The 19877-nt window shown below is 49.2% G+C and carries 20 protein-coding genes; 13 read left to right on the top strand and 7 right to left on the bottom strand.

The window, feature by feature from the left end; all coding sequences use genetic code 11:
* Positions 1 to 7: 7 nt before the first annotated feature.
* Complete coding sequence (locus BMX14_RS03655; RefSeq protein WP_092672951.1) at positions 8 to 1489, top strand: phytoene desaturase; 1482 nt, start codon at positions 8 to 10, stop codon at positions 1487 to 1489.
* Positions 1482 to 2408 carry a phytoene/squalene synthase family protein gene (locus BMX14_RS03660; protein ID WP_092672954.1) on the top strand — a complete coding sequence of 309 codons (927 nt, stop codon included), beginning with the start codon at positions 1482 to 1484 and terminating at the stop codon, positions 2406 to 2408. Before BMX14_RS03655 ends, BMX14_RS03660 begins: the two co-directional genes overlap by 8 nt.
* On the opposite strand, the gene BMX14_RS03665 is transcribed toward BMX14_RS03660, so the two are convergent.
* Positions 2353 to 2883 carry a sterol desaturase family protein gene (locus BMX14_RS03665; protein WP_092672957.1) on the bottom strand — a complete coding sequence of 177 codons (531 nt, stop codon included), beginning with the start codon at positions 2881 to 2883 and terminating at the stop codon, positions 2353 to 2355. The two genes, BMX14_RS03660 and BMX14_RS03665, sit on opposite strands and share 56 nt — an antisense overlap.
* A 208-nt stretch (positions 2884 to 3091) precedes the next feature.
* Here BMX14_RS03665 and BMX14_RS03670 point away from each other — a divergent pair, with 208 nt between their 5' ends.
* Positions 3092 to 3451: a VOC family protein gene (locus tag BMX14_RS03670; protein WP_268993317.1), complete on the top strand. Its 360-nt coding sequence runs from the start codon at positions 3092 to 3094 to the stop codon at positions 3449 to 3451.
* A gap of 41 nt (positions 3452 to 3492) precedes the next feature.
* Here the strand turns inward: BMX14_RS03670 and BMX14_RS03675 are convergent, their stop codons facing one another.
* Positions 3493 to 3906, bottom strand: a complete 414-nt coding sequence (locus BMX14_RS03675; protein WP_092672963.1) for a DoxX family protein — start codon at positions 3904 to 3906, stop codon at positions 3493 to 3495.
* A gap of 111 nt (positions 3907 to 4017) precedes the next feature.
* Here BMX14_RS03675 and BMX14_RS03680 point away from each other — a divergent pair, with 111 nt between their 5' ends.
* The 5 genes from BMX14_RS03680 to BMX14_RS03700 all read left to right on the top strand — a co-directional run bounded on the left by BMX14_RS03680 (position 4018) and on the right by BMX14_RS03700 (position 8564).
* On the top strand, positions 4018 to 4908 hold the full coding sequence (locus BMX14_RS03680; protein WP_092672966.1) for a LysR family transcriptional regulator: 891 nt from the start codon (positions 4018 to 4020) through the stop codon (positions 4906 to 4908).
* Positions 4909 to 5225: 317 nt separating this feature from the next.
* A complete protein-coding gene (locus BMX14_RS03685; RefSeq protein WP_230527265.1) occupies positions 5226 to 5906 on the top strand; it encodes a hypothetical protein in 681 nt (226 codons plus the stop codon).
* A 430-nt stretch (positions 5907 to 6336) separates the two neighbouring features.
* Positions 6337 to 7008: an amino acid ABC transporter permease gene (locus tag BMX14_RS03690; protein WP_092672969.1), complete on the top strand. Its 672-nt coding sequence runs from the start codon at positions 6337 to 6339 to the stop codon at positions 7006 to 7008.
* Positions 7009 to 7012: 4 nt separating this feature from the next.
* The gene (locus BMX14_RS03695; protein ID WP_092672972.1) at positions 7013 to 7777 is read left to right on the top strand and encodes an amino acid ABC transporter ATP-binding protein; all 765 of its coding nucleotides are present in this window, start codon (positions 7013 to 7015) and stop codon (positions 7775 to 7777) included.
* A gap of 16 nt (positions 7778 to 7793) precedes the next feature.
* Positions 7794 to 8564, top strand: coding sequence for an amino acid ABC transporter substrate-binding protein (locus tag BMX14_RS03700; RefSeq protein WP_092672975.1), 771 nt, complete (start codon positions 7794 to 7796; stop codon positions 8562 to 8564).
* Positions 8565 to 8592: 28 nt separating this feature from the next.
* Here BMX14_RS03700 and BMX14_RS03705 read toward each other — a convergent pair whose 3' ends face one another.
* Positions 8593 to 9741, bottom strand: a complete 1149-nt coding sequence (locus BMX14_RS03705) for an amidohydrolase (RefSeq protein ID WP_092672978.1) — start codon at positions 9739 to 9741, stop codon at positions 8593 to 8595.
* 265 nt (positions 9742 to 10006) lie between these two features.
* On the opposite strand from BMX14_RS03705, the gene BMX14_RS03710 reads away from it, so the two are divergent.
* From BMX14_RS03710 to BMX14_RS03725, 4 genes are all read left to right on the top strand, one after another.
* Positions 10007 to 10810 (top strand): MetQ/NlpA family lipoprotein, encoded by an 804-nt coding sequence (locus tag BMX14_RS03710; protein ID WP_092672980.1) that lies wholly within the window; start codon positions 10007 to 10009, stop codon positions 10808 to 10810.
* A 127-nt stretch (positions 10811 to 10937) separates the two neighbouring features.
* Positions 10938 to 12209 (top strand): OprD family outer membrane porin, encoded by a 1272-nt coding sequence (locus BMX14_RS03715; RefSeq protein WP_408011857.1) that lies wholly within the window; start codon positions 10938 to 10940, stop codon positions 12207 to 12209.
* A 178-nt stretch (positions 12210 to 12387) separates the two neighbouring features.
* Positions 12388 to 13635: an amidohydrolase gene (locus tag BMX14_RS03720; RefSeq protein WP_092672983.1), complete on the top strand. Its 1248-nt coding sequence runs from the start codon at positions 12388 to 12390 to the stop codon at positions 13633 to 13635.
* 16 nt (positions 13636 to 13651) lie between these two features.
* Positions 13652 to 14104, top strand: coding sequence for a hypothetical protein (locus BMX14_RS03725; RefSeq protein ID WP_092672986.1), 453 nt, complete (start codon positions 13652 to 13654; stop codon positions 14102 to 14104).
* Here BMX14_RS03725 and BMX14_RS03730 read toward each other — a convergent pair.
* Together BMX14_RS03730 and BMX14_RS03735 are read right to left on the bottom strand one after the other, a co-directional pair.
* Complete coding sequence (locus tag BMX14_RS03730) at positions 14063 to 16342, bottom strand: FdhF/YdeP family oxidoreductase (protein WP_092672989.1); 2280 nt, start codon at positions 16340 to 16342, stop codon at positions 14063 to 14065. The two genes, BMX14_RS03725 and BMX14_RS03730, sit on opposite strands and share 42 nt — an antisense overlap.
* A gap of 120 nt (positions 16343 to 16462) precedes the next feature.
* A complete protein-coding gene (locus BMX14_RS03735; protein WP_092672992.1) occupies positions 16463 to 16879 on the bottom strand; it encodes a DoxX family protein in 417 nt (138 codons plus the stop codon).
* Positions 16880 to 17183: 304 nt separating this feature from the next.
* Here BMX14_RS03735 and BMX14_RS03740 point away from each other — a divergent pair, with 304 nt between their 5' ends.
* Positions 17184 to 17948 carry a tyrosine-protein phosphatase gene (locus BMX14_RS03740; RefSeq protein WP_092672995.1) on the top strand — a complete coding sequence of 255 codons (765 nt, stop codon included), beginning with the start codon at positions 17184 to 17186 and terminating at the stop codon, positions 17946 to 17948.
* Here the strand turns inward: BMX14_RS03740 and BMX14_RS03745 are convergent.
* Complete coding sequence (locus BMX14_RS03745) at positions 17945 to 18589, bottom strand: ZinT family metal-binding protein (RefSeq protein WP_092672998.1); 645 nt, start codon at positions 18587 to 18589, stop codon at positions 17945 to 17947. The two genes, BMX14_RS03740 and BMX14_RS03745, sit on opposite strands and share 4 nt — an antisense overlap.
* Positions 18590 to 18979: 390 nt before the next feature.
* A complete protein-coding gene (locus BMX14_RS03750; RefSeq protein ID WP_092673001.1) occupies positions 18980 to 19795 on the bottom strand; it encodes a Csu type fimbrial protein in 816 nt (271 codons plus the stop codon).
* Positions 19796 to 19877: the final 82 nt, after the last annotated feature.

Genomic DNA, 19877 nt, shown 5'->3' on the forward strand with positions numbered 1-19877 from the left:
TCATAGAATGAAAAAAACAGTCGTTATCGGTGCAGGATTTGGGGGATTAGCGTTAGCCATTCGTTTACAGGCTGCGGGTATCGCTACGCTATTATTGGAGCAGCGTGATAAACCGGGTGGTCGTGCGTACGTGTATCAAGAACAGGGATTTACCTTTGATGCGGGACCGACGGTGATTACCGATCCCACGGCGTTGTTTGAACTGTTTGAACTGGCCGGGAAAAGCATTGAGGACTATGTCGAACTCCTTCCTGTGAAGCCCTTTTATCGCCTTTGCTGGGAGAACGGTAAGGTCTTCGATTATGACAATGACCAAGCTGAACTCGACCGTCAGATCTTGGCCTTTAATCCCGCCGACGTACAAGGCTATCAGCGCTTTTTAGCCTATTCGCAGGCCGTCTTTAAAGAAGGCTACTTGAAATTAGGTACGGTGCCTTTCCTCTCTTTTAAAGACATGTTGCATGCGGCCCCCCAATTGGGCCGGCTTCAAGCTTGGCGTAGCGTTTACAGTAAAGTGGCGAGCTATATACAAGATGAGCATCTGCGGCAAGCCTTCTCCTTCCACTCATTGCTGGTGGGGGGAAACCCCTTTGCGACGTCATCGATCTATACCTTAATTCATGCCCTAGAACGTGAGTGGGGCGTCTGGTTTCCGCGTGGCGGCACGGGTGCCTTAGTCCAAGGGTTAGTGAAATTATTCCAGGATTTAGGCGGGGAGTTGCTGCTCAATGCTAAGGTGGATCGGATCGATTGTGTCGATCAACGTATTACGCAAGTCACGTTAGAAGATGGTCGCGAATTTAGCGTCGCGGCGATTGCCTCCAATGCTGATGTCGTCAATACCTACCGGCATTTGTTACGGGGACATCAGTCCTCGGAGGAGTATGCTGAGCAATTGGTTAAAAAACGCATGAGTAACTCATTATTCGTGCTCTATTTTGGGCTCAATCACCACCATGACCAATTGGCCCACCATACCGTCTGTTTTGGTCCTCGCTACCGAGAATTGATCGATGAAATCTTTAATCACGATGGGCTGGCAGAGGACTTCTCACTGTATTTGCACGCCCCTTGTGTTACCGATCCGTCCCTTGCCCCTGAAGGGTGTGGCAGTTATTACGTCTTAGCGCCCGTTCCTCACCTCGGTACCGCGGCGCTGGATTGGAAAGTAGAAGGGCCAAAATTACGCGATAAGATTTTTGCTTACCTTGAAGAGCATTATATGCCCGGTCTACGTAGCCAGTTAGTGGTGCAGAGAATGTTTACGCCGTTCGATTTTCGGGATCAGTTACAGGCGTGGCAAGGTTCAGCGTTCTCGATCGAGCCGATATTGACGCAGAGTGCTTGGTTCCGCCCACATAATCGCGATAAAACCTTAAAGAATCTTTATCTCGTCGGTGCGGGAACTCACCCAGGGGCGGGCGTACCCGGGGTGCTCGGATCGGCAAAGGCGACGGCTGGCCTAATGATTGAGGATAAGCATGGATAATCGCGACCTTGATCAACATGTAAAACAGACGATGGAAGTCGGATCGAAGAGTTTTGCTGCCGCCTCTACACTATTCGACCCACTGACACGGCGTAGCGTACTGATGCTCTATGCGTGGTGTCGCTACTGCGACGATACCATCGACGACCAAGTGCTAGGCTTTAGCGCTGAACAGCCAGCCAGCTCTTTGGTTACAGAGCGTTTGGCAGATTTACGCACCCAAACCGCGAGCGCTTTCGCGGGGGAACAACAATCGATAGCCGCTTTTGCCGCGCTACAGCAGGTGATCAACGCACATGGTTTAAGGCAACAATTCGCGTTCGACCATCTGCAAGGCTATGCGATGGATGTCGACCAAACGCATTACGTCACCATCGACCAAACCTTGGCTTATTGTTATCACGTGGCGGGAGTCGTCGGTTTGATGATGGCGCAAATTATGGGGGCGCAATCACCCGCCGCGCTGGATAGCGCTTGCGATTTGGGTTTAGCCTTTCAGCTAACGAATATTGCCCGAGATATCGTGGAAGACGCCGAGGCGGGGCGTTGCTACCTTCCTGAGCAATGGTTGACCGAGGAAGGCTTAAGCCTCGATAATTTCGCTGATCCTGAGCATCGTCAAGCATTGAGTCGTATCGCCGCACGACTCGTCGATTACGCCGACCCTTATTATCACTCGGCCTATCAAGGCTTGGCGGCATTACCTCTACGTTCAGCTTGGGCGGTGGCGACGGCGCGGCGTGTTTACCGCGCAGTTGGCCGTCGAGTGAAGCAGGCGGGCGCGGGAGCATGGCAGCAGCGACTGTCGACATCCAAGCTGGAAAAAATACTGATGCTAGCCACCGCCGCCGGAGATGTGGTGATCAGTCGTTTACAGGCGACGACTCAGCGTTCCGCCGCTTTGTGGCAGCGGCCATAGCGCGTTGGCGTTTTTTATAGTCTTTAAGCTGAGCCTGGATCTTTTCCACCGGTGGCGCGTAGATAAAGCCAAATGAGACACAGTCCTCCTTGCCCCTGACCGCATGATGGAAATGGTGGGCAAGGTAAAGGCGACGCAGATAGCCTTTATGCGGGACATAACGAAAAGGCCAGCGCTGATGGACCAATCCATCATGCAAAATAAAGTAGATCACGCCATATAAGGTCATCCCTGCGCCGATCCATTGCAGTGGCCAGATCCCATGGCTGCCTGCAAAGATCAGGGCGATAGCGATCCCAGCGAAGACCAGCGCATAAAGATCGTTAACTTCAAAGATCCCGTGGCGTGTCTCATGGTGAGATTGGTGCCAACCCCAGCCCCAACGATGCATCACATATTTATGCATTGCGGTGGCGACGACCTCCATCACCAGCACCATTACGACGACGATCAGTAGGTTAATGAACCACGGCATTCAGTTAATCCTTGTTAACAGATTATTGTTGGGTCAATTGACCACCCGGCGTTATATTTCCAAGGCTTACCCAGAAATCAGTCGTCAGAAAATAGCATAGTCAATAAAGTGCCCCATAGCGAGCAGTGCGATGTAATAGTGATTATCATCTCATCGGGTCGCCGGGGCGGCGCACAAATCACCAAGGGGTATTTATGTTAGTCATGTTGTGGTTGGCGCTAAAGATATAGAGATGGCTAAGCGGTTTTATGACGCGATTTTTTCGCATATGCCACTCGACGAGCAGGGGGTAGATAAATTCGAGCGTCCTTTTTATCGGCAGGGCAAGCAGCGTTTTATTATTACTCACCCCATCAATGGCCAGCCGGCCACAGCGGCGAATGGCAGCACTATTGGTTTTGAGTTAGGAAGCTGCGAAGCGGTGTATGCTTGGCACCAGGCGGGAGTCACTCATGGCGGGAGCAGCGCTGAGTCAGCACCATATGTTCGTGAAGACGGTAAATGTGTCGCTTATTTGCGTGATCCGACTGGGAATAAGCTCTGCGCCTTTTATCAAACGCAAGGGTAGTGTGTCGACACGCCCTCCTGTCGAGACGGGCGTGTCCAATACTACTTTTTATCGAGAGAGTAAGGCCCTGCACCGGTCACCGATAGCAATAACAGCCCGCCAATAATACTGATATTTTTGTAGAAATTAATTTCCGCGGCCATCTGTTCTGCGCCACTCATCGACCAGAAAGGATGGCCGATAATCGCCGTTGCCAAGGTGTAGATCGCCAGAATAATTGCGATGGGCCGAGTAAAGAATCCCAGCATAATCGCCAATCCTGCAAAGAATTCGAGTACTACCGCAATTAGGGCGGCAACTGTCGGCAAGGGTGTCCCTAATACCTGCATATAATTGACGGTGCCGCCGAAATGAATCAGTTTTTGATAGCCAAAAATGACAAATAACAGCATCAGTAAGACTCGGGCGATGAGTAGCACGCTAGGCTGCTGTTTAGTAAAAGTGAAATATTGCATGGAAATCCTCATTATTTATCTCGCGGTCATTGATAGCGCAGACTCTAGCGCTAGCAGTGGATGGAATAAATGGCTAAAATGAGTAAGATAATTTCATTTTTGGGATAATAGATGCGCGTTGATGCTAACGATTTGCTGCTCTTTACGCGTATTGCGGAGGACGGCAGTTTTACCAAAGCCGCTGACCGTCTCGATTTTCCAGCCTCTACCTTGTCCCGGCGCATTGCCGCACTGGAGCAGCAGCTGGGTGAGCGGTTATTTATTCGTACCACACGGAAAATGACCATTACCCCTTTCGGGCAAGCGATACTTAGGCATACCCAACAGATCGCTGCAGAGATTACGGCAATCGATGCGTTAATCGAGCACCGAAGCATCGTGCCTAGCGGGAAGTTACGGGTCTCTCTGCCTGGGGATTTCACCCAAGCACTGATCAGCGAATTTTTGGCGGATTTTATTGACGACTATCCGCAGATTACCCTGGATATTGATGTGTCGCAGCGGCGGGTCGACATGATCGCTGAAGGCTTTGATCTGGCCTTGAGGATTGGGGCCTTAGCCGACGATGCCTCGCTCGCCGCGCGATTATTAGGGCATTTCGAATTGGGGCTTTATGCGGCACCCCGCTATTTGCATCACGCAGCAAAAATACGCCAACCGGGCGATCTGCTCGCCCATCCTTTGCTCCGTCTACACAGTGATAATACGCCATTGAACTTATCTAGCGGTCAGCAACAATGGCAGGGGGAATTAGCCACTAAAACCTTGGCAAATTCTCCCAATATCCTGGTTAATCTTGCACTACGCGGCGCGGGAGTCACTCGGATTGCCGCCCATTCTGTACAACATTATGTTGAATCAGGAGAGTTAATCCGGGTGTTGCCTGAGTGGCAGAGTAAAAAACGCCCGGTATGGGTAGTGTTTCCTGCGACACGATTGATGCCGTCACGTACCCGTATTTTTATTGATAGCCTCGTCAGGCGTTTTGAGCAGTTGAGTTAATGCCCCTCGTGGGATAAGCCGAATAATAGGCCTCTACCCAAACGGGACTTAGTTAATCCAATTTATGAAGAGTAACCTGCGAAGAATATATCGGAGCGATTTTATCGGCAGGATTGAATAATATTATAAGAATATTTCATAAAATATGCAGATAATATCCATAATGATTAATTACGAGTGCGCTAAAAATTAAGCGTTAATGTTAGCGTTTCACTACCCGATAGAATCACCCAACAACTACTAATAATGAGTGAGGTAGTGCTTAAAAAAATATTATACTATTCCTGTATCTAGGATTACCTAAAAGGAATTAGTGTATGACGACAGAACTCCTCTTAAAGGAAGCACCCGGCTATTTTTATCATTTCTCGTCTAAATTGCCTGTCGGGGAATTTTTTGAAATCCGCCCTCGGATCTTACCTGATAATGCAAACCCTATTACGGATGATGAAAGCGGAATGTGTATCGGCTATTCCGTTTCACAGGCTCCCGGTTTATGGCGTATTTATGATGCCGAAGGCGTCTTAATTACACTCGAAGAAGCACCGTTAGAATCACCTTTCATTGATCCACTCGATATCACGCTCCTTGCCGCCGGTGTTTTTCGCGTATTGTTGGCGGGCAGGTCGTTTTTACAAAGCGGGGCGAGAACGGCAATAACCGTAAGACTTAGCCAGAGCACAGTCAGCTTACTGCGTGGTCGGTTAAAGCTGGGATTATCCGGCCGTAATCTAAAAATGACAGAAACCGCCGCCAAGCACATGTATAATCCTGGACGCTATGTGCCTTTACAACTTCAGGAAAAAGCGATTCGTTATGGTCGTAGAATGCCTGATCCGCAGAGAAAAGCTGGGTATTTTCGTTACGAACATGGAATGTATAGACTGATTGAAGATAAGGTTAATAAAACCTATACCTATAAGAAATACACTCTTGAAGTGATCGTCAGAGAGAAAGATTGGACAATTAGCCATTTGTTGCTAAACGCTCATCTTTAACTCTTAGCAAAGTGCCACGGTCATTACGAAAGCTGTTTAGCATGGGGATGCAAAGCACACTTAACCTCAAGCCTTTTAGCGGAAAACCCTCGTAGGAGTCTATTTTTTCGACGCATCGATAGCCTGATAATAAAAACTGATCGCTCTTATCTCCTTATAATGACCACTAAAAGCCACCCAGTGAGAAAGTTTGTCTTACCCTCCTAGGCAACTCGATATTTCACTGCATGCCAATCAATCCCTCGAAGCTCTACGCCTTTATGGCTATTTTTCCATCACTTTTAACCCAAAAAGCATAGAGGGTTAAGGCTTGTTCTAAATCAATTCCGAAATGATATTTCCCTCCCTTCATTTACTGCCTAAAATAGAGAGAGTGGCTATCGATAACGATAGCGTTAATTTTTTAACTCATTTCTATGGAAGGTGGACTGTGCCAGATTGGCTTAATCTTGCCGCGGAATCATTCTGGCCGATGCTACATGCCGGATTGACCTTTACGATACCCCTAACGCTGCTGGCCTTTGTGCTGGGCTTATCGCTCGGTTTCTTAGTGGCACTCGCCCGCTTGTACGGGCCAAAGCCACTACAATATTTCGTGCGCTTTTATGTCTGGTTATTCCGAGGCACCCCACTGTTAGTGCAGCTTTTCTTAATTTTTTATGCCTTACCCAGTGTCGGGATCACGATCTCTGCCTTTCCGGCAGCGGTGATCGGCTTTAGCCTGAATATCGGTGCTTACTCCTCTGAGATTATCCGCGCGACCATTAAATCCGTTCCGGTCAGCCAGTGGGAAGCCGCGCACTCTATTGGGATGAGTTGGCGGCAAGCATTGGTACGGATTATCCTGCCACAAGCCGCCAGAATTGCGGTCCCCCCCCTGTCGAATACCTTTATTTCATTAGTGAAAGATACCTCGTTGGCGTCGGTGATCACTGTACCTGAGATGTTCTTAGCCGCGCAGCGTATTGCCGCAGTGACCTACCAGCCATTGATTCTGTATATCGAAGCGGCGCTTATCTATCTATTTTTCAGTACGATTCTCTCGGCATTACAAAATAAGCTTGAAAAGCATTTCTCACGTGAAACCGTGACAGGAGGTTAGCGAGATGATTTCACTACAGGGAATTAATAAATATTTTCAGGATAACCATGTCCTGAAGGACATTAGCCTGACTCTTCCGAAAGGGTCGGTTACCGCATTAATTGGCCCTTCAGGGAGTGGCAAAAGTACCTTACTACGGTGCGCTAACCTGCTTGAAATTCCTCAGTCTGGCCAGATGCAACTGGGTGACGAAAAACTGGTCTTTACTCAGAAGCCCCCGCGTTCGCGCGATATTCATAAAATTAGCCGACAAACGGGGATGGTATTTCAAAACTTCGCCTTGTTCCCCCATAAAACCGTCATTGAAAATATTACGGAAGGGCTGATTATCGTGCATCGCATGCCAAAAGCCGAAGCGATAGCTCGAGCGGAGGCTCTACTCGATAAAGTGGGCCTCTCACATAAACGTAATGTATTGCCTGCAACCTTATCGGGTGGGCAGCAACAACGGGTAGCCATTGCCCGGGCACTGGCTCCCTCACCGCAAGTCCTATTATGCGATGAGCCCACTTCAGCGTTAGATCCTGAATTAGCGGCGGAAGTGGTGGCGGTACTCCGCCAGTTAGCCAATGAAGGGACGACAATGCTGATGGCGACACACGACCTGCGGTTAGCCGCCTCGGTTGCCAATCAAACGATTTTCCTTGAAGCGGGGGAGATCGTCGAGACTGCGGATTCGGCAACCCTTTTCCATTCCCCACATAAAGCACGTACGGCAGAGTATATAGCCACCTTAACGGAAGGTCTGCCCGCGGGCAGCCCGACTTAATTTACCAGGAGTCGTCATGAAAAAAAATTATCTAGCAGTAGCCGCCATGTTAGTGCCTCTCGGATTTGCCAGTTCAGCGATGGCGGATACCCTTGCCAACGTGAAATCGTCCGGCCAGTTAAAGATTGGTACAGAAGGCACTTATGCGCCTTTTACCTTTCATACCATTTCGGGCGATCTGACTGGCTTTGATGTCGAGATCGGTGAAGCGATTGCTAAACAACTCAAAGTGAAACCTGTCTTTGTCGAAAGTAAGTGGGACGGCCTTATCGCTGGCTTGGATGCAAAACGCTACGATGTGGTGATCAATGAAGTCGGCATTAGCCCAGAGCGCCAGAAGAAATATGGGTTCTCTGCACCCTATATTGCCTCCAAAGCGGTGCTGGTTGTGAAAAGTGATAACGACACGATTCATCAATTTAGTGATCTAAAAGGGAAGAACTCCGCCCAATCACTGACCAGTAACTATGCGCAAATTGCTCGTCAATATGGTGCGCAGTTAGTGAATACTGATGGCTTCAACCAAGCGGTTGATTTAGTGGTACAAGGCCGTGCAGACGCCACGGTTAACGATAACCTCTCTTACCTCGACTTCAAAAAGCACCTCGCCAATGCCCCAGTGAAAGTGGTGGCTTCGGAAGATAACGCAAGCGCATCGGGTGTATTAATGCGTAAGGACGATACGTCATTACAAACCGCAATTAATACTGCCTTGGCTGAACTGAAAAAAGACGGGACTTATCAGAAAATCTCTCAGAAATATTTCGGAGCAGATGTCTCGCACTAGCCTGAACATTGCCCCCCACTGGGGGGCATTACCCTGCGCGGTGTGAGGTTAATCCAGCGATGGCGAAATCGGCCAAATACTGTGCGGTAGGGAGCAGCACCTGATCGTTTATCCTGAAGGCTGGGTGGTGCAGGGGATGCTTCTCTCCGGTACCGACCATCATAAAAGCGCCTGGCGTTCGCTGCAGATAATAGGCGAAATCTTCGCCAATCGGACTGGCATCGACCTCTTTGGCAATCAAGCCACTCTTTGTCGCTTGTGCTAAGGCGAAAGCCGCCCAATGTGAATCGTTCACCACCGAAGGGGGGCCTGCCTGCCAATCGAGATCAATCTCTACGTCAAACGCGGCAGCAAATCCCACGACTATCTGTTGAAAACGTTGTTCAATCACCTGTCGCGCTTGAGCGGAAAAGCTTCTTACCGTCCCTTCTAACCACGCTTTATCGGGAATAATGTTCCACGCGCTGCCGCTATGAAACTGGGTAATAGACACGACGGCGTTATCCGCCGACGAGGTATTGCGGCTAATAATGGTTTGTAGGCTTGAGACCAATTGACTGGCGATAACAATGGGGTCGACACTCTGCTCGGGTTTTGCCGCATGGCTCCCGATACCTTGTACGCTAATGGCAAAACGATCTACCGCCGCGGTTAACGGGCCAGCTTTACAGCCAATGGTTCCTGCCGGGAGTGAGGGATCGTTATGGATACCGACTATCGCAAAGGCATCATCCAGCGCACCCGTCGCGAGAATGTCTTGCGCGCCAACACCCACTTCTTCGGCGGCCTGAAATAAAATACGGACTCGCCCCACCAGCTGCGCCTCTTGTTGCTTTAAAAGGATCGCCGCGCCCAGCGCGGCGGCACTATGAAAATCATGACCACAGGCATGCATGATCCCCGGGTGTTCTGAGCGGAAACTGACATCAGCTTGCTCCTCTATCGGTAGCGCATCAATATCCGAGCGAATAACGAATAGCGGCCCGTCTACCGGACCCACTTCGGCGACTAACCCCGTGTTGAGTGGTAAATCGAGGATACGTATTTGGTGGTGGTCGAGTTGCTGGCGAATACGGCGGGTGGTTTCTACTTCTTGTGTCGAAAGCTCCGGGAAGCGATGAAGTTCGTGGCGAAAATCGGTTAGGTAAGCCGCAAATTCCTCAGTGTTTAACGACATTAAATCAGCCTTATTGTGGGTACGAATCGGGATGGAAGAGTTTGAGCCTATCAGTAATCGTTTCTTTTGTTAAAAAACGATAAGCGAAAAGCTTAGTCATAATAAATATAAGCCCAAGGCATCACGGTATCCGGCATCCTTGGCCTTATCGTGAATACAGGTTCACGTATTTCTCTTGCATCAGCCTCGAAGATTCATTAGATTTATTTGGATGTCTAGATGCCTACACTTCCAATCATAGCCGCCACTGCCTTTAAGGAACCCGATGCGTCACCTAAAATTATTGTCATTAGTCGTTGCGAGCTGCCTACTCGCTGCCTGCGACAAAGCACCAGAAGATATGTCTCAAATTAAAGTGGGGGTAATCACCGGGGCGGAAGAGCAAGTCGCTGAAGTGGCCAAGCAGGTCGCTAAACAGAAATACGGTTTAACAGTAGAGTTGGTCAGTTTCAGTGGGTCGATACTGCCCAATGATGCAACGAATCATGGCGAGCTGGATGCCAACGTCTTTCAACACCGACCTTTCTTGGCACAAGATAATGCCGCGCATGGCTATCATCTGGTGGCGGTAGGGAATACCTTCGTTTTCCCGATTGCCGCCTATTCTCGTCATATTCATTCTGTGACACAGCTGAAGGATTATGCCACGGTGGCGGTTCCCAACGATCCGACTAACTTAGGGCGGGCGTTACTGCTATTAGAAAAGCAGGGGCTACTTACCTTAGCGCCAGGCAAAGGACTTTTGCCAACAACATTAGATATTACTCAAAATCCCCGTCATCTGACTATTCTGCAGTTAGAGGGGGCGCAGTTACCGCACGTACTGGATGATCCTAAGGTGGCGATCGCCATTATCAGTACGACCTATATCCAACAAACCGGGCTGTCACCCCTGCGCGATAACTTATTTATCGAAGACAAGCACTCTCCTTATGTCAATATTGTCGTCAGCCGTGACGATAACCGCCAAGCGAAAAACGTACAGGAATTTGTGAGGGCTTATCAGTCACTTGAAGTGGCCAAGGCCGCAGAAACCTTATTTAAAGGCGGTGCGATTCCTGGATGGTAATTTTCCAGATAAAGACTTAAAAATTGATTTTAGTACTTTTTAAAACGCTCTTAATGATGCTAGATTGTCAAAGTAAGTAAAACTTACCTATAAAAATTCATATAAATTTACATAATAGGCAGACACAGTGAACAAGCTTTTTTCTTTTTCTTTTTTAGCGATGTTGGTCGCCCAACCCGCTTTTGCAGCGTCTCAACAGGAAAGTAACGGATTCATCGAAGATAGCCACCTTAATCTTTTAATCAAAAATGCGATGATCAATCGTAATTACAAAGATGAGGGGGTACGTACGCGCCGCGAATGGGGTCAGGCCTTCATCGGTACCTATAGCTCCGGCTTTACCCAAGGTGCGGTAGGCTTCGGTGTCGATGCCATCGGACAATACGCCGTCCGTCTGGATGGTGGACGTGGCCGCAGCGGTGCGGGGGGGATTGACTACTTTTCGCAAGACAGCGATGGCCGCGCGAAGAAAGATTTGGCGAAATTTGGCGCGACAGCGAAAATGCGCTTTTCCAATACCGTTTTCAGTTACGGCACCCAGCAGCCGACTCTTCCAATATTAACCTCGGACAGTTCTCGTCTATTAGCTGAAACCTACACCGGTTTTATGCTAGATTCTCAGGAGATCGACGGTCTGGATATTACCGGTGGCTACTTTACCGCCGAGCAGCGGAAAAGTGCCGAGAGCCACGACTCTGGCTTAGATAATATCGCCTTTGGTGGCGTGAAATATGTCTTTAATGACCAGTTCACCGCTTCGGCCTATGCGTCTCATGTGCGAGATGTCGATAATAAACAGTATTTAGGCTTTACCTATACCCAACCGTTCGACGAAAAGCAGAAGATGGTCTGGGACTTTAATGGCTATAACTCCCGCCTTGATAAAGCCTATGCTGAAAGTATCAACAGCGGCCGCAGCAATACTATTTGGAGCCTAGCGGCTAGCTACACCTACGATATCCATACTTTCAAAGTCGCTTACCAACAGAATACCGGTAGCAGTGGCTATAAGTATGGCGGCTACCGTAATAAAGGCGGAATCGGTGATGGCGGTAACACTATTTGGTTAGCGAACTCCTACTGGTCTGACTTTAACGGTGAGGATGAGCGCTCTTGGCAAGCCGCTTATTCCGTGGATCTAGCGGGGTTAGGTATTGAAGGACTACGTTATGACGTGGCGTATGTGCGCGGCGATAACATCAAAACGTCGGCCTCAAGTAACGGTCATGAACATGAGTTCTTCAATCAGATCCAATATAAGATCCCATCCGGTTTCGCCAAAGATCTTCAATTAGGGATCCGTTACTCGGTGTTACGTGTCTCGTCTGACGCCTCTGACTACAATGCTGGGGGGAGTGAAATTCGCGTCATCGCCCAGTATCCATTATCCATTTTCTAATCTCTGCAGGTCGTCATCCTCTCTAGGGTGGCGACCCTCACTTCACTCCCTTATTCCCTTAAGGTTTTGGTGCTAAATCAGCCTTTATTATTCTTCAACAATACCTTAACGCAAAAATTGCCACATCCTGGTCGGCCAGTGAGAGTAAAACCTAAGGCTTCTCATCGACGAGGTAACTATGAATCCGACCCTATTAGCATTACAACCTGACATTCAAGCACTGCTCCCTAAACTCGAAGCGCTGTATAAAGATCTCCATCAGCATCCCGAACTGTCGATGCAAGAATTTAGAACCGCCGCGCTTGTCGCCAAAAACCTGCAACACGCTGGCTATCAGGTGACGGAAGAAGTGGGGGTAACCGGCGTCGTGGGGCTATTAGAAAATGGTGAGGGACCCGTCGTCATGTTACGGGCCGATATGGATGCCTTGCCAATGCCTGAAAAGACCGGTCTGCCTTATGCGAGTCAAGCAGTGGGGAAACTAGAGGATGGAACGCCAACGCCAGTTTCCCATATGTGTGGCCATGATATGCATGTTGCCTGGTTACTCGGTGCGGCGGAAATTTTCGCTAATCATCGAGAATTATGGAAGGGAACATCAATGCTGGTGTTCCAACCGGGTGAGGAGATTGGTAAAGGGGCCTTGGCGATGATTGAGGCGATGGAACATTTCCCTAAGCCGGATATTATTCTGGGACAGCATGTGATGGTCGGTAAGGCCGGGTCTATTGGCTATCGCACGGGGGCAATCTTGACGGCAGGCGATAGCCTACACGTTACCTTCCATGGTCGTGGAGCGCACGGTTCGATGCCGCAGAATGCGATTGACCCGGTGATGATGGCGGCCCATTCAGCCGTGCGCTTGCAGACCATTGTCTCGCGAGAGACCTCTCCTCTCGATAGTGCCGTCCTGACGATTGGCTCGATTCAGGCAGGGACAAAAGAAAATATTATTCCTGATGAGGCGACCCTAAAACTGAATATGCGCAGTTATAAAGATTCAGTACGTGAGAAAATGATAAGCTCGGTGAAACGCATCTGTCATTGCGAAAGTCATGCATCGGGTGCCGGTGATCCAGACATTAATTTCATTGATAGTTATCCGGTCACGGTGAACGACAGTCAGGCAACGGAGAAACTGGCTCAGCAATTTGTCGCTCATTTTGCCGATCGATGTTTCGAGACCGAGCCGGTAACCGCGAGCGAAGACTTCAGTCAATTTGGTCGTCATTGGCGAGTGCCTTACGTCTTCTGGTTTGTGGGGGGAACGGATCCGCAGGTCTGGGCGCAGGCTCAACAAACGCAGAGTATTGCCAATATCCCGGCGAATCACTCTTCACACTTTACGCTTCACCTGCCGGGTACAATGCAGGCTGGATTGGAAGCGATGCTGCTGGCCGCGCTGACGTGGTCTGCGGCCGACTAATCTGCGTGACTACGGCATGATTATTGATTCTCTTCTCCCTATCCTTGAATGGTGGAGAAGAGAAGATGACCAAAACATTTCAGGAACACTGACCGCAGATTTTACCCGCGGGTCGAAAAGCCCGACCCAAGCGGTGATTGCCTCGTTATCGGCGTTTCCTATCGCGAATACAATCCCCATGCTATTGGGGGGGATTGTGGCTGCCAGCCTGGCAGCAAAAGACGGTAACTTAGCGCAACTACTCAATCAGCTCGGCCCCGGCTATACGCTCTTTGCGGCGCTGTTCCTTGTGATCAACTGTGCCTCGGTGGCCAGCAACGGTCTGTATAATGCCGCGGCGGGGTGGGGAAGCCTATTTAATCTACCTTTCCAACGTTTGGCCGTCATTCTTAGGGTGCGCGAGGCAACGGGCACCTCGCTAGCCGTGCTAAGCCGTTTCGGTTGCGCTAGCGAGCAATGTAACCGGTAAGGATTTATAGGCAGGAGTTCCACTTTGTTGATCGCGATAACTTAATGGAATAAGGATATTGGCTTCGGGGTAATAAGCGCCTACCGAACCCTTGGCAATGGCATATTCGATCACGGTGATCTGCTTCATTTTCGCTTGGCAATCAGGTAAAGCGGTCACGATATCCACCATGTCGCCATGTTCGAGTCCTTGTTCGCTCATGTCTTCTGGATTCATAAACAGCACGTCTCGACGGCCAAAGACGCCACGGTAGCGATCATCTAAGCCATAAAGCGTGGTGTTGTATTGATCGTGACTGCGTAAGGTGATTAAGCGAAAGACTCGCTGCTCAGTGAGAGCATGATCTTCATTAAGTCCTGGATAGACCATAAAATGCGCCCGACCTGACGGCGTTGGCCATTGGCGTTGAGTGGGTGGCAAGGGCATACGAAAGCCACCCGGCTGTTCAATCCGATGGTTGTATTGCGTAAACCCCGGGATAGTGGCCTCAATGGCATCGCGAATACGGGCGTAATCTTCAACGTAATAGGCGTAATTCACCCGCGAGTGAGGCAATGTCGCCTGGGCAATCCCGGCCACAATCGCGATTTCGGATAATAACGCGGGTGAGGCGGGTTTGAGTTTACCCGCAGAGGCATGCACCATCGACATACTGTCTTCGACCGTAATAGATTGTGGGCCGGTGACTTGTCGGTCAATTTCGGTGCGCCCCAAACAAGGTAGGATCAGGGTTTCTTTAGCCACTAGCAGGTGGCTACGGTTAAGTTTAGTCGCGATATGGACACTCAATTCTAACGCTTTGAGTGCCGGGAAACAGTGTTGCGGATCGGGCAGGGCGACGGCAAAGTTTCCACCCAAACAGATTAGGGCCTTGGATTCCCCCCGGATAATCGCTTCCATCGCCGCCGCCGCATCGTGCCCGTGTTCGCGCGGTGAACGTATCCCAAAGAAATGATCCAGATCCTGTAAGAATCGCTCGGTAGGTTTCTCAGAGATACCCACCGTTCGGTTCCCTTGGACATTTGAGTGACCGCGTAATGGGCAGATCCCCGCGCCAGCCTTGCCAAAGTTTCCGCGCATCAACAGCAGGCTCGCAATTAACTGTACGTTTTCGGTACCGTGCTCATGCTGAGTAATCCCCATACCGTAGGTAATGATGGTGGCCTTCGAGTTAGCGTAATGTTCAGCGACACGGGTGAGTTGTTCGACGCTCAAGCCACTCGCTTGTTCTATGGCTTGCCAAGAGGTCGCGCGGAGATCGTCGGCAAATTCCTCAAAGCCCAGAGTATGTTCTTCGATAAACGGATGATCCAATACATCTTGATTGATCGCTTCAGCCTCCAGCAGTGCTTTGGCGATCCCTTTGAGTGCGGCGGCATCCCCGCCCGCTTTAACCTGGTAATAGGATGAGGCGATATCCGTCGACTGATACGTCGCCATCTCCAATGGATTTTGCGGATCAGCGAAGCGCTCTAAGGCACGCTCCTTCATCGGATTGAAGACGATGATCGGCACGTTGCGACGAGCCGCCTCATGCAGCGTCCCCATCATCCGCGGATGGTTGGTACCGGGGTTATGACCGATCGAGATAATAAGCTCTGTTTTATCGAAGTCCTCTAAGGAGACCGTCCCTTTACCGATGCCAATGGAGTGCGGTAATCCAACGCTGGTCGCCTCGTGACACATATTCGAACAATCAGGAAAGTTATTGCAGCCGTATTCACGTACCATTAACTGATAGAGGTAAGCGGCCTCGTTAGAGGTCCGTCCAGAGGTGTAGAACTCGGCTTGTTCAGGGGGAATTCCCTGTAAGGTATCGCCGATAAGGCTAAATGCCTGTTCCCAACTGGCAGGTTGCAGGGTATCTGTGGCAGCGTTATAGCGAAGCGGTTGGGTTAAGCGGCCATAACCTTCTAGTTCATAATCGCTGCGTGTGAGCAGGGTACTGACCGGGGTTTTACTCAGAAACTCTGCGGTGACGCGTCGAGAGGTCGCTTCCCAGGTAACCGCCTTCGCGCCGTTCTCACAAAATTGGAAGGTAGAGTGATGATTTTTATCCGGCCAAGCACATCCCGGACAGTCGAAGCCATCAGGCTGGTTAGTATTAAGGAGCGCCTTGGGGGCGACCAAGGTATCCATCTGCGTTTTGACGGCAATCGCCGTGGCTTTCAACGCCCCCCAGCCACCAGCCGGTCCATTATAGGGATGAATACCAGGAACGTGACGTTTGGTCGACATGAGTGACTCCAATAGGCTAGGGGATTGGCTTAATTATAGGCGCCTAATGATGTCAAGCAAGAGTAAGAAGTGTGTCGAGAAATGAGAGGGATAAGCTAGCATCACCTTCCCCCTAGCGAATTACTCTTTAGAAATACTGTATTTTCCTGCCCCGAGTAGCATCACCACTAGGCCACCAACTAAATAGAGGGCCTCAGTTTCTAATGCCCAGGCTCCCACCTCGGTAGTATTCCAGAAGTTTGCACCTGCAATTAATAAGACGGCAAAGACCATATTGATGGCATAGACCAGTGCCGCCACACGAGTGAAGAGGCCGAGAATGATACAGAGTGGCGCGATGACTTCCCCGAGGTAAGCACCGTAAGCGAGTAGGCTAGGAAGGTGGTGGGCCGCAAGGATTGGGGCAATCCACGATACACCGTGCGTTAACTTGAAATATCCATGAAATAGCATCAAACCACCCAGTAATACTCTGAGAAGTAAACGCCCTGCGTTAGGGTGATCCACGGCATGATTAAATCTAGTGAGTAGTGTCATCACAGTCTCTCCTGTTGAAAAACCAATCATATAGCGGAATAGTTACGTGATGAAATTGAATATATTTGAATATGATGGGAAAAATATTTGCGCGTAAATTCAATAAGTCATCCCGTTTTTGACTCAAAGGCTGGCGTATGCCATGCCGTGTTAACGAAGTAAAAATACTCACTCTAGAGTCCAGTACCACTATTCAAGCTATGATGCTGATCAGCTTTTGTTAAGATAAACCGCCGTATGATGTCACTCTCACGTTAACACTGTTACTTAGCATGGGCTGCGGCCTAGAGGAAAAAACATCTTTATGTCTCAACACATTACATTAGAAAGCATTGCTAATTTTCGTCAATTGGGCGGACTTATTGGGGCGAATGGAAGAACGATTCGCGCAAACTGCCTCTTTCGCTGTAGCGCATTGGACAGGCTTAATGAGCCGGATACTCAGCAATTGGCCCAACTCGCAGGCGTTACCATTCTCGATTATCGTGATATTCATGAAGCGCAGGCCAGACCCGACCGGATAGTCGCGGGAGGAGATTACCTGAATGTTCCTGCTAATCCCCCGGACCTGGCCGTCGATGCGAAAGTGGTAGAGTTCTCGCCGCAGGCCATTGAAGCATTAGACGTCGATCGTTTTATGACGCAGCTTTATCAGCAATTACCTTTCAATAATCCGGCGTGGCATCAGTTGATCGCCACGCTTAGTCACCCTGAAACTAACACGGTTATCCAGCACTGTGCAGTCGGTAAAGATCGTACCGGTATAGGCTGTGCGATCACGCTCTTACTATTGGGATGTGAAGAGTCAGTCATTATTGACGACTATCTGGCGACCAACGGCAGATTGGAGAGTATTGGCCAGCACGCTTTAGCACAGTGGCCAGTGGCGGTAAGCGAAAAAGCGCAGGCCAACTTTCGGCACCTGCTCTCAGTCGATAAAGGGTGGCTAGTGGCAGCCTTTACTGAGATAAAGCAACGATACATTTCGATTGAGCAGTGGCTGGAACAGGAATATGGCGTTACCGCACAGCAACGCCAAACGATTCAAGATAAATGGCTTGAAGCTTAGTGGTGCAGCATGTCGTCAATAATGTCCTTCTCCATCATTTGGTACGGAAAGTAAGTCGGCCAATGATGGAGTTCGGTGAATAACGCTTGTTGTGAGTCATTACCAAGGAAAATATGGAAGTGATCAGAATGGTGTGGCGCGATACGATGATCGCTAAACTGTAGATAGCGCGGCGCTTTCGAAGCCGTGTCACGACATTCGAATAGATACCTCACCCCGCGTTTGCCCGAAGGATACGTCAGGATCTTATAGCCCGCACTGTGGTAGTGACAGGAGGTTTTATTCTGACCTTGAATAAATTCGACCTTCCCATTCTCTATTTCGATACTGTCGATATCCGTCCGATAACCGGTTTGGTAATAGTCAGCAATCTCGTTTTCAGATTTATGTTGTGCAGCGGCTTTCGCTTTAAAAACGGGCGCTAGTGCCCCTTTTTGTAATAAGGGATAAACTGACTGCCATACGCCATCCCAATCAGAGAGCGGCCGGTCTGCGACTTGCTGATCGCTAAACTCTCCTTGCGAAATCTTTTTTTCTTCCGCGCTCATCACATGACCGTGACTGCCATGCGCCCAGACCCCGATGGGAGCACTGTAAAGTAAGGCTAAAACTAGCCGTTTTTTCAGAGGTGTGAATATCATGGTAAACCCTTAGTTATATTTTGTTATAACATAACATTAAGGTGGGTGGATTTCTACTACGTTGAGCGTGATTTATGGAGGGATAATCCTTGTCTTTAACACTTTCGTATATCAAGAGGGAGAGTAACAAAACGGGGCAATACTAAAAGTAAACTGACGGAAGAAAAGTGATGAAGTTTATAAGGTTAGAAAAGAACTTCGATGAATTCAGACTGAAATAGCGCTCCTGTTGAGGGTAAGTTCCAAAAAAGGTAATGAGCAAAATCGTAGGCTGAACGGCATGGCGGGTTACAAGGGCAAATAGAAACTGAAATTCATCATTGATTATCTACACAACAGTATGAGAATGACGACCACCGTTACGAAGCATAACGGTGGTTAACGTAGAAATTAATACGTTAAGGTTATGACAACCGTATCAGTATAAGTCCCTGTATTCCCCGGTATAGCGGTTCCTTTGGCAATGCGGCCATAAATAGTGGTTGTTTGGATATTTCCAGTACCCGTTAACGAAACACCGCCACTTCCTCCTACGCTAGAAGTCCCGCCGGTCTCATCCCATACCGCAGCCGAAGCGCTGGGGGTCGTTTTGTAGAGTTGATAGGGTATATAGGCACTGCCATTTGCCATTCGTCTTGTCCCCGTCAGCGAGTTATTACCGCTACCAAGATAGAGGGTGTAGGGAGTATTCAGATTACAAACCGAGAAAACGGCGCTCGTGGCATCGTAATTTTGAGAGGCTGTATTAATATCACTGATTGTCCCGAAATCTAGGGTTTTACTAGTATTTAATTGGCAATAACTGGGCATGGTTAAGGTATAGGTCATTGTCAGATCGGCATAATCCCATCCCCCGCCAGCAGAGCCTTCACAAGCACCACTTCCATCCTGCATATCAATGATCAGGTGAAAAGAGCCTTGGTAACTTCCTGTAGGGTAAGCTCGGAGAATGTTTGTATTAGTGGGCACCCTAAAGGTGATGGAATAAGGGACTTGATAGCCCGAAGAGACTGTTCTCGCCGGCCCATACCAGGTGTCGGTACTGAGTGAACTCGTCCGAGTCACTCCACCGACACTGAGATTAACCAATTGATAGGCGAGGGCTTGATTACTGACACTTGAGGTAATACCACTAAATACAGTTTTTGCACATATGTAGGGGCTAACTTTTGTTCTACCGCCTTGTAGTATGCAAATTAAATCCATAAAACCACAGGGCTGTACACATGTAATGGTTCCACTAAAGGTGATATCGGCATTTGCTGTGTTGTTTGCTGCAGTAAAGCTA

Source organism: Rosenbergiella nectarea, assembly GCF_900111105.1.
In the GTDB taxonomy this organism is placed as follows: Bacteria; Pseudomonadota; Gammaproteobacteria; order Enterobacterales; family Enterobacteriaceae; genus Rosenbergiella; species Rosenbergiella nectarea.

Coding starts and splice junctions, on each gene's coding strand:
- BMX14_RS03655 (WP_092672951.1), top strand. CDS start 8: ATGAAAAAAACAGTCGTTATCGGTGCAGGATTTGGGGGATTAGCGTTA.
- BMX14_RS03660 (WP_092672954.1), top strand. CDS start 1,482: ATGGATAATCGCGACCTTGATCAACATGTAAAACAGACGATGGAAGTC.
- BMX14_RS03665 (WP_092672957.1), bottom strand. CDS start 2,883: ATGCCGTGGTTCATTAACCTACTGATCGTCGTCGTAATGGTGCTGGTG.
- BMX14_RS03675 (WP_092672963.1), bottom strand. CDS start 3,906: ATGCAATATTTCACTTTTACTAAACAGCAGCCTAGCGTGCTACTCATC.
- BMX14_RS03680 (WP_092672966.1), top strand. CDS start 4,018: ATGCGCGTTGATGCTAACGATTTGCTGCTCTTTACGCGTATTGCGGAG.
- BMX14_RS03685 (WP_230527265.1), top strand. CDS start 5,226: ATGACGACAGAACTCCTCTTAAAGGAAGCACCCGGCTATTTTTATCAT.
- BMX14_RS03695 (WP_092672972.1), top strand. CDS start 7,013: ATGATTTCACTACAGGGAATTAATAAATATTTTCAGGATAACCATGTC.
- BMX14_RS03700 (WP_092672975.1), top strand. CDS start 7,794: ATGAAAAAAAATTATCTAGCAGTAGCCGCCATGTTAGTGCCTCTCGGA.
- BMX14_RS03705 (WP_092672978.1), bottom strand. CDS start 9,741: ATGTCGTTAAACACTGAGGAATTTGCGGCTTACCTAACCGATTTTCGC.
- BMX14_RS03710 (WP_092672980.1), top strand. CDS start 10,007: ATGCGTCACCTAAAATTATTGTCATTAGTCGTTGCGAGCTGCCTACTC.
- BMX14_RS03720 (WP_092672983.1), top strand. CDS start 12,388: ATGAATCCGACCCTATTAGCATTACAACCTGACATTCAAGCACTGCTC.
- BMX14_RS03725 (WP_092672986.1), top strand. CDS start 13,652: ATGATTATTGATTCTCTTCTCCCTATCCTTGAATGGTGGAGAAGAGAA.
- BMX14_RS03730 (WP_092672989.1), bottom strand. CDS start 16,342: ATGTCGACCAAACGTCACGTTCCTGGTATTCATCCCTATAATGGACCG.
- BMX14_RS03735 (WP_092672992.1), bottom strand. CDS start 16,879: ATGACACTACTCACTAGATTTAATCATGCCGTGGATCACCCTAACGCA.
- BMX14_RS03740 (WP_092672995.1), top strand. CDS start 17,184: ATGTCTCAACACATTACATTAGAAAGCATTGCTAATTTTCGTCAATTG.
- BMX14_RS03745 (WP_092672998.1), bottom strand. CDS start 18,589: ATGATATTCACACCTCTGAAAAAACGGCTAGTTTTAGCCTTACTTTAC.
- BMX14_RS03750 (WP_092673001.1), bottom strand. CDS start 19,795: ATGGATTTAATTTGCATACTACAAGGCGGTAGAACAAAAGTTAGCCCC.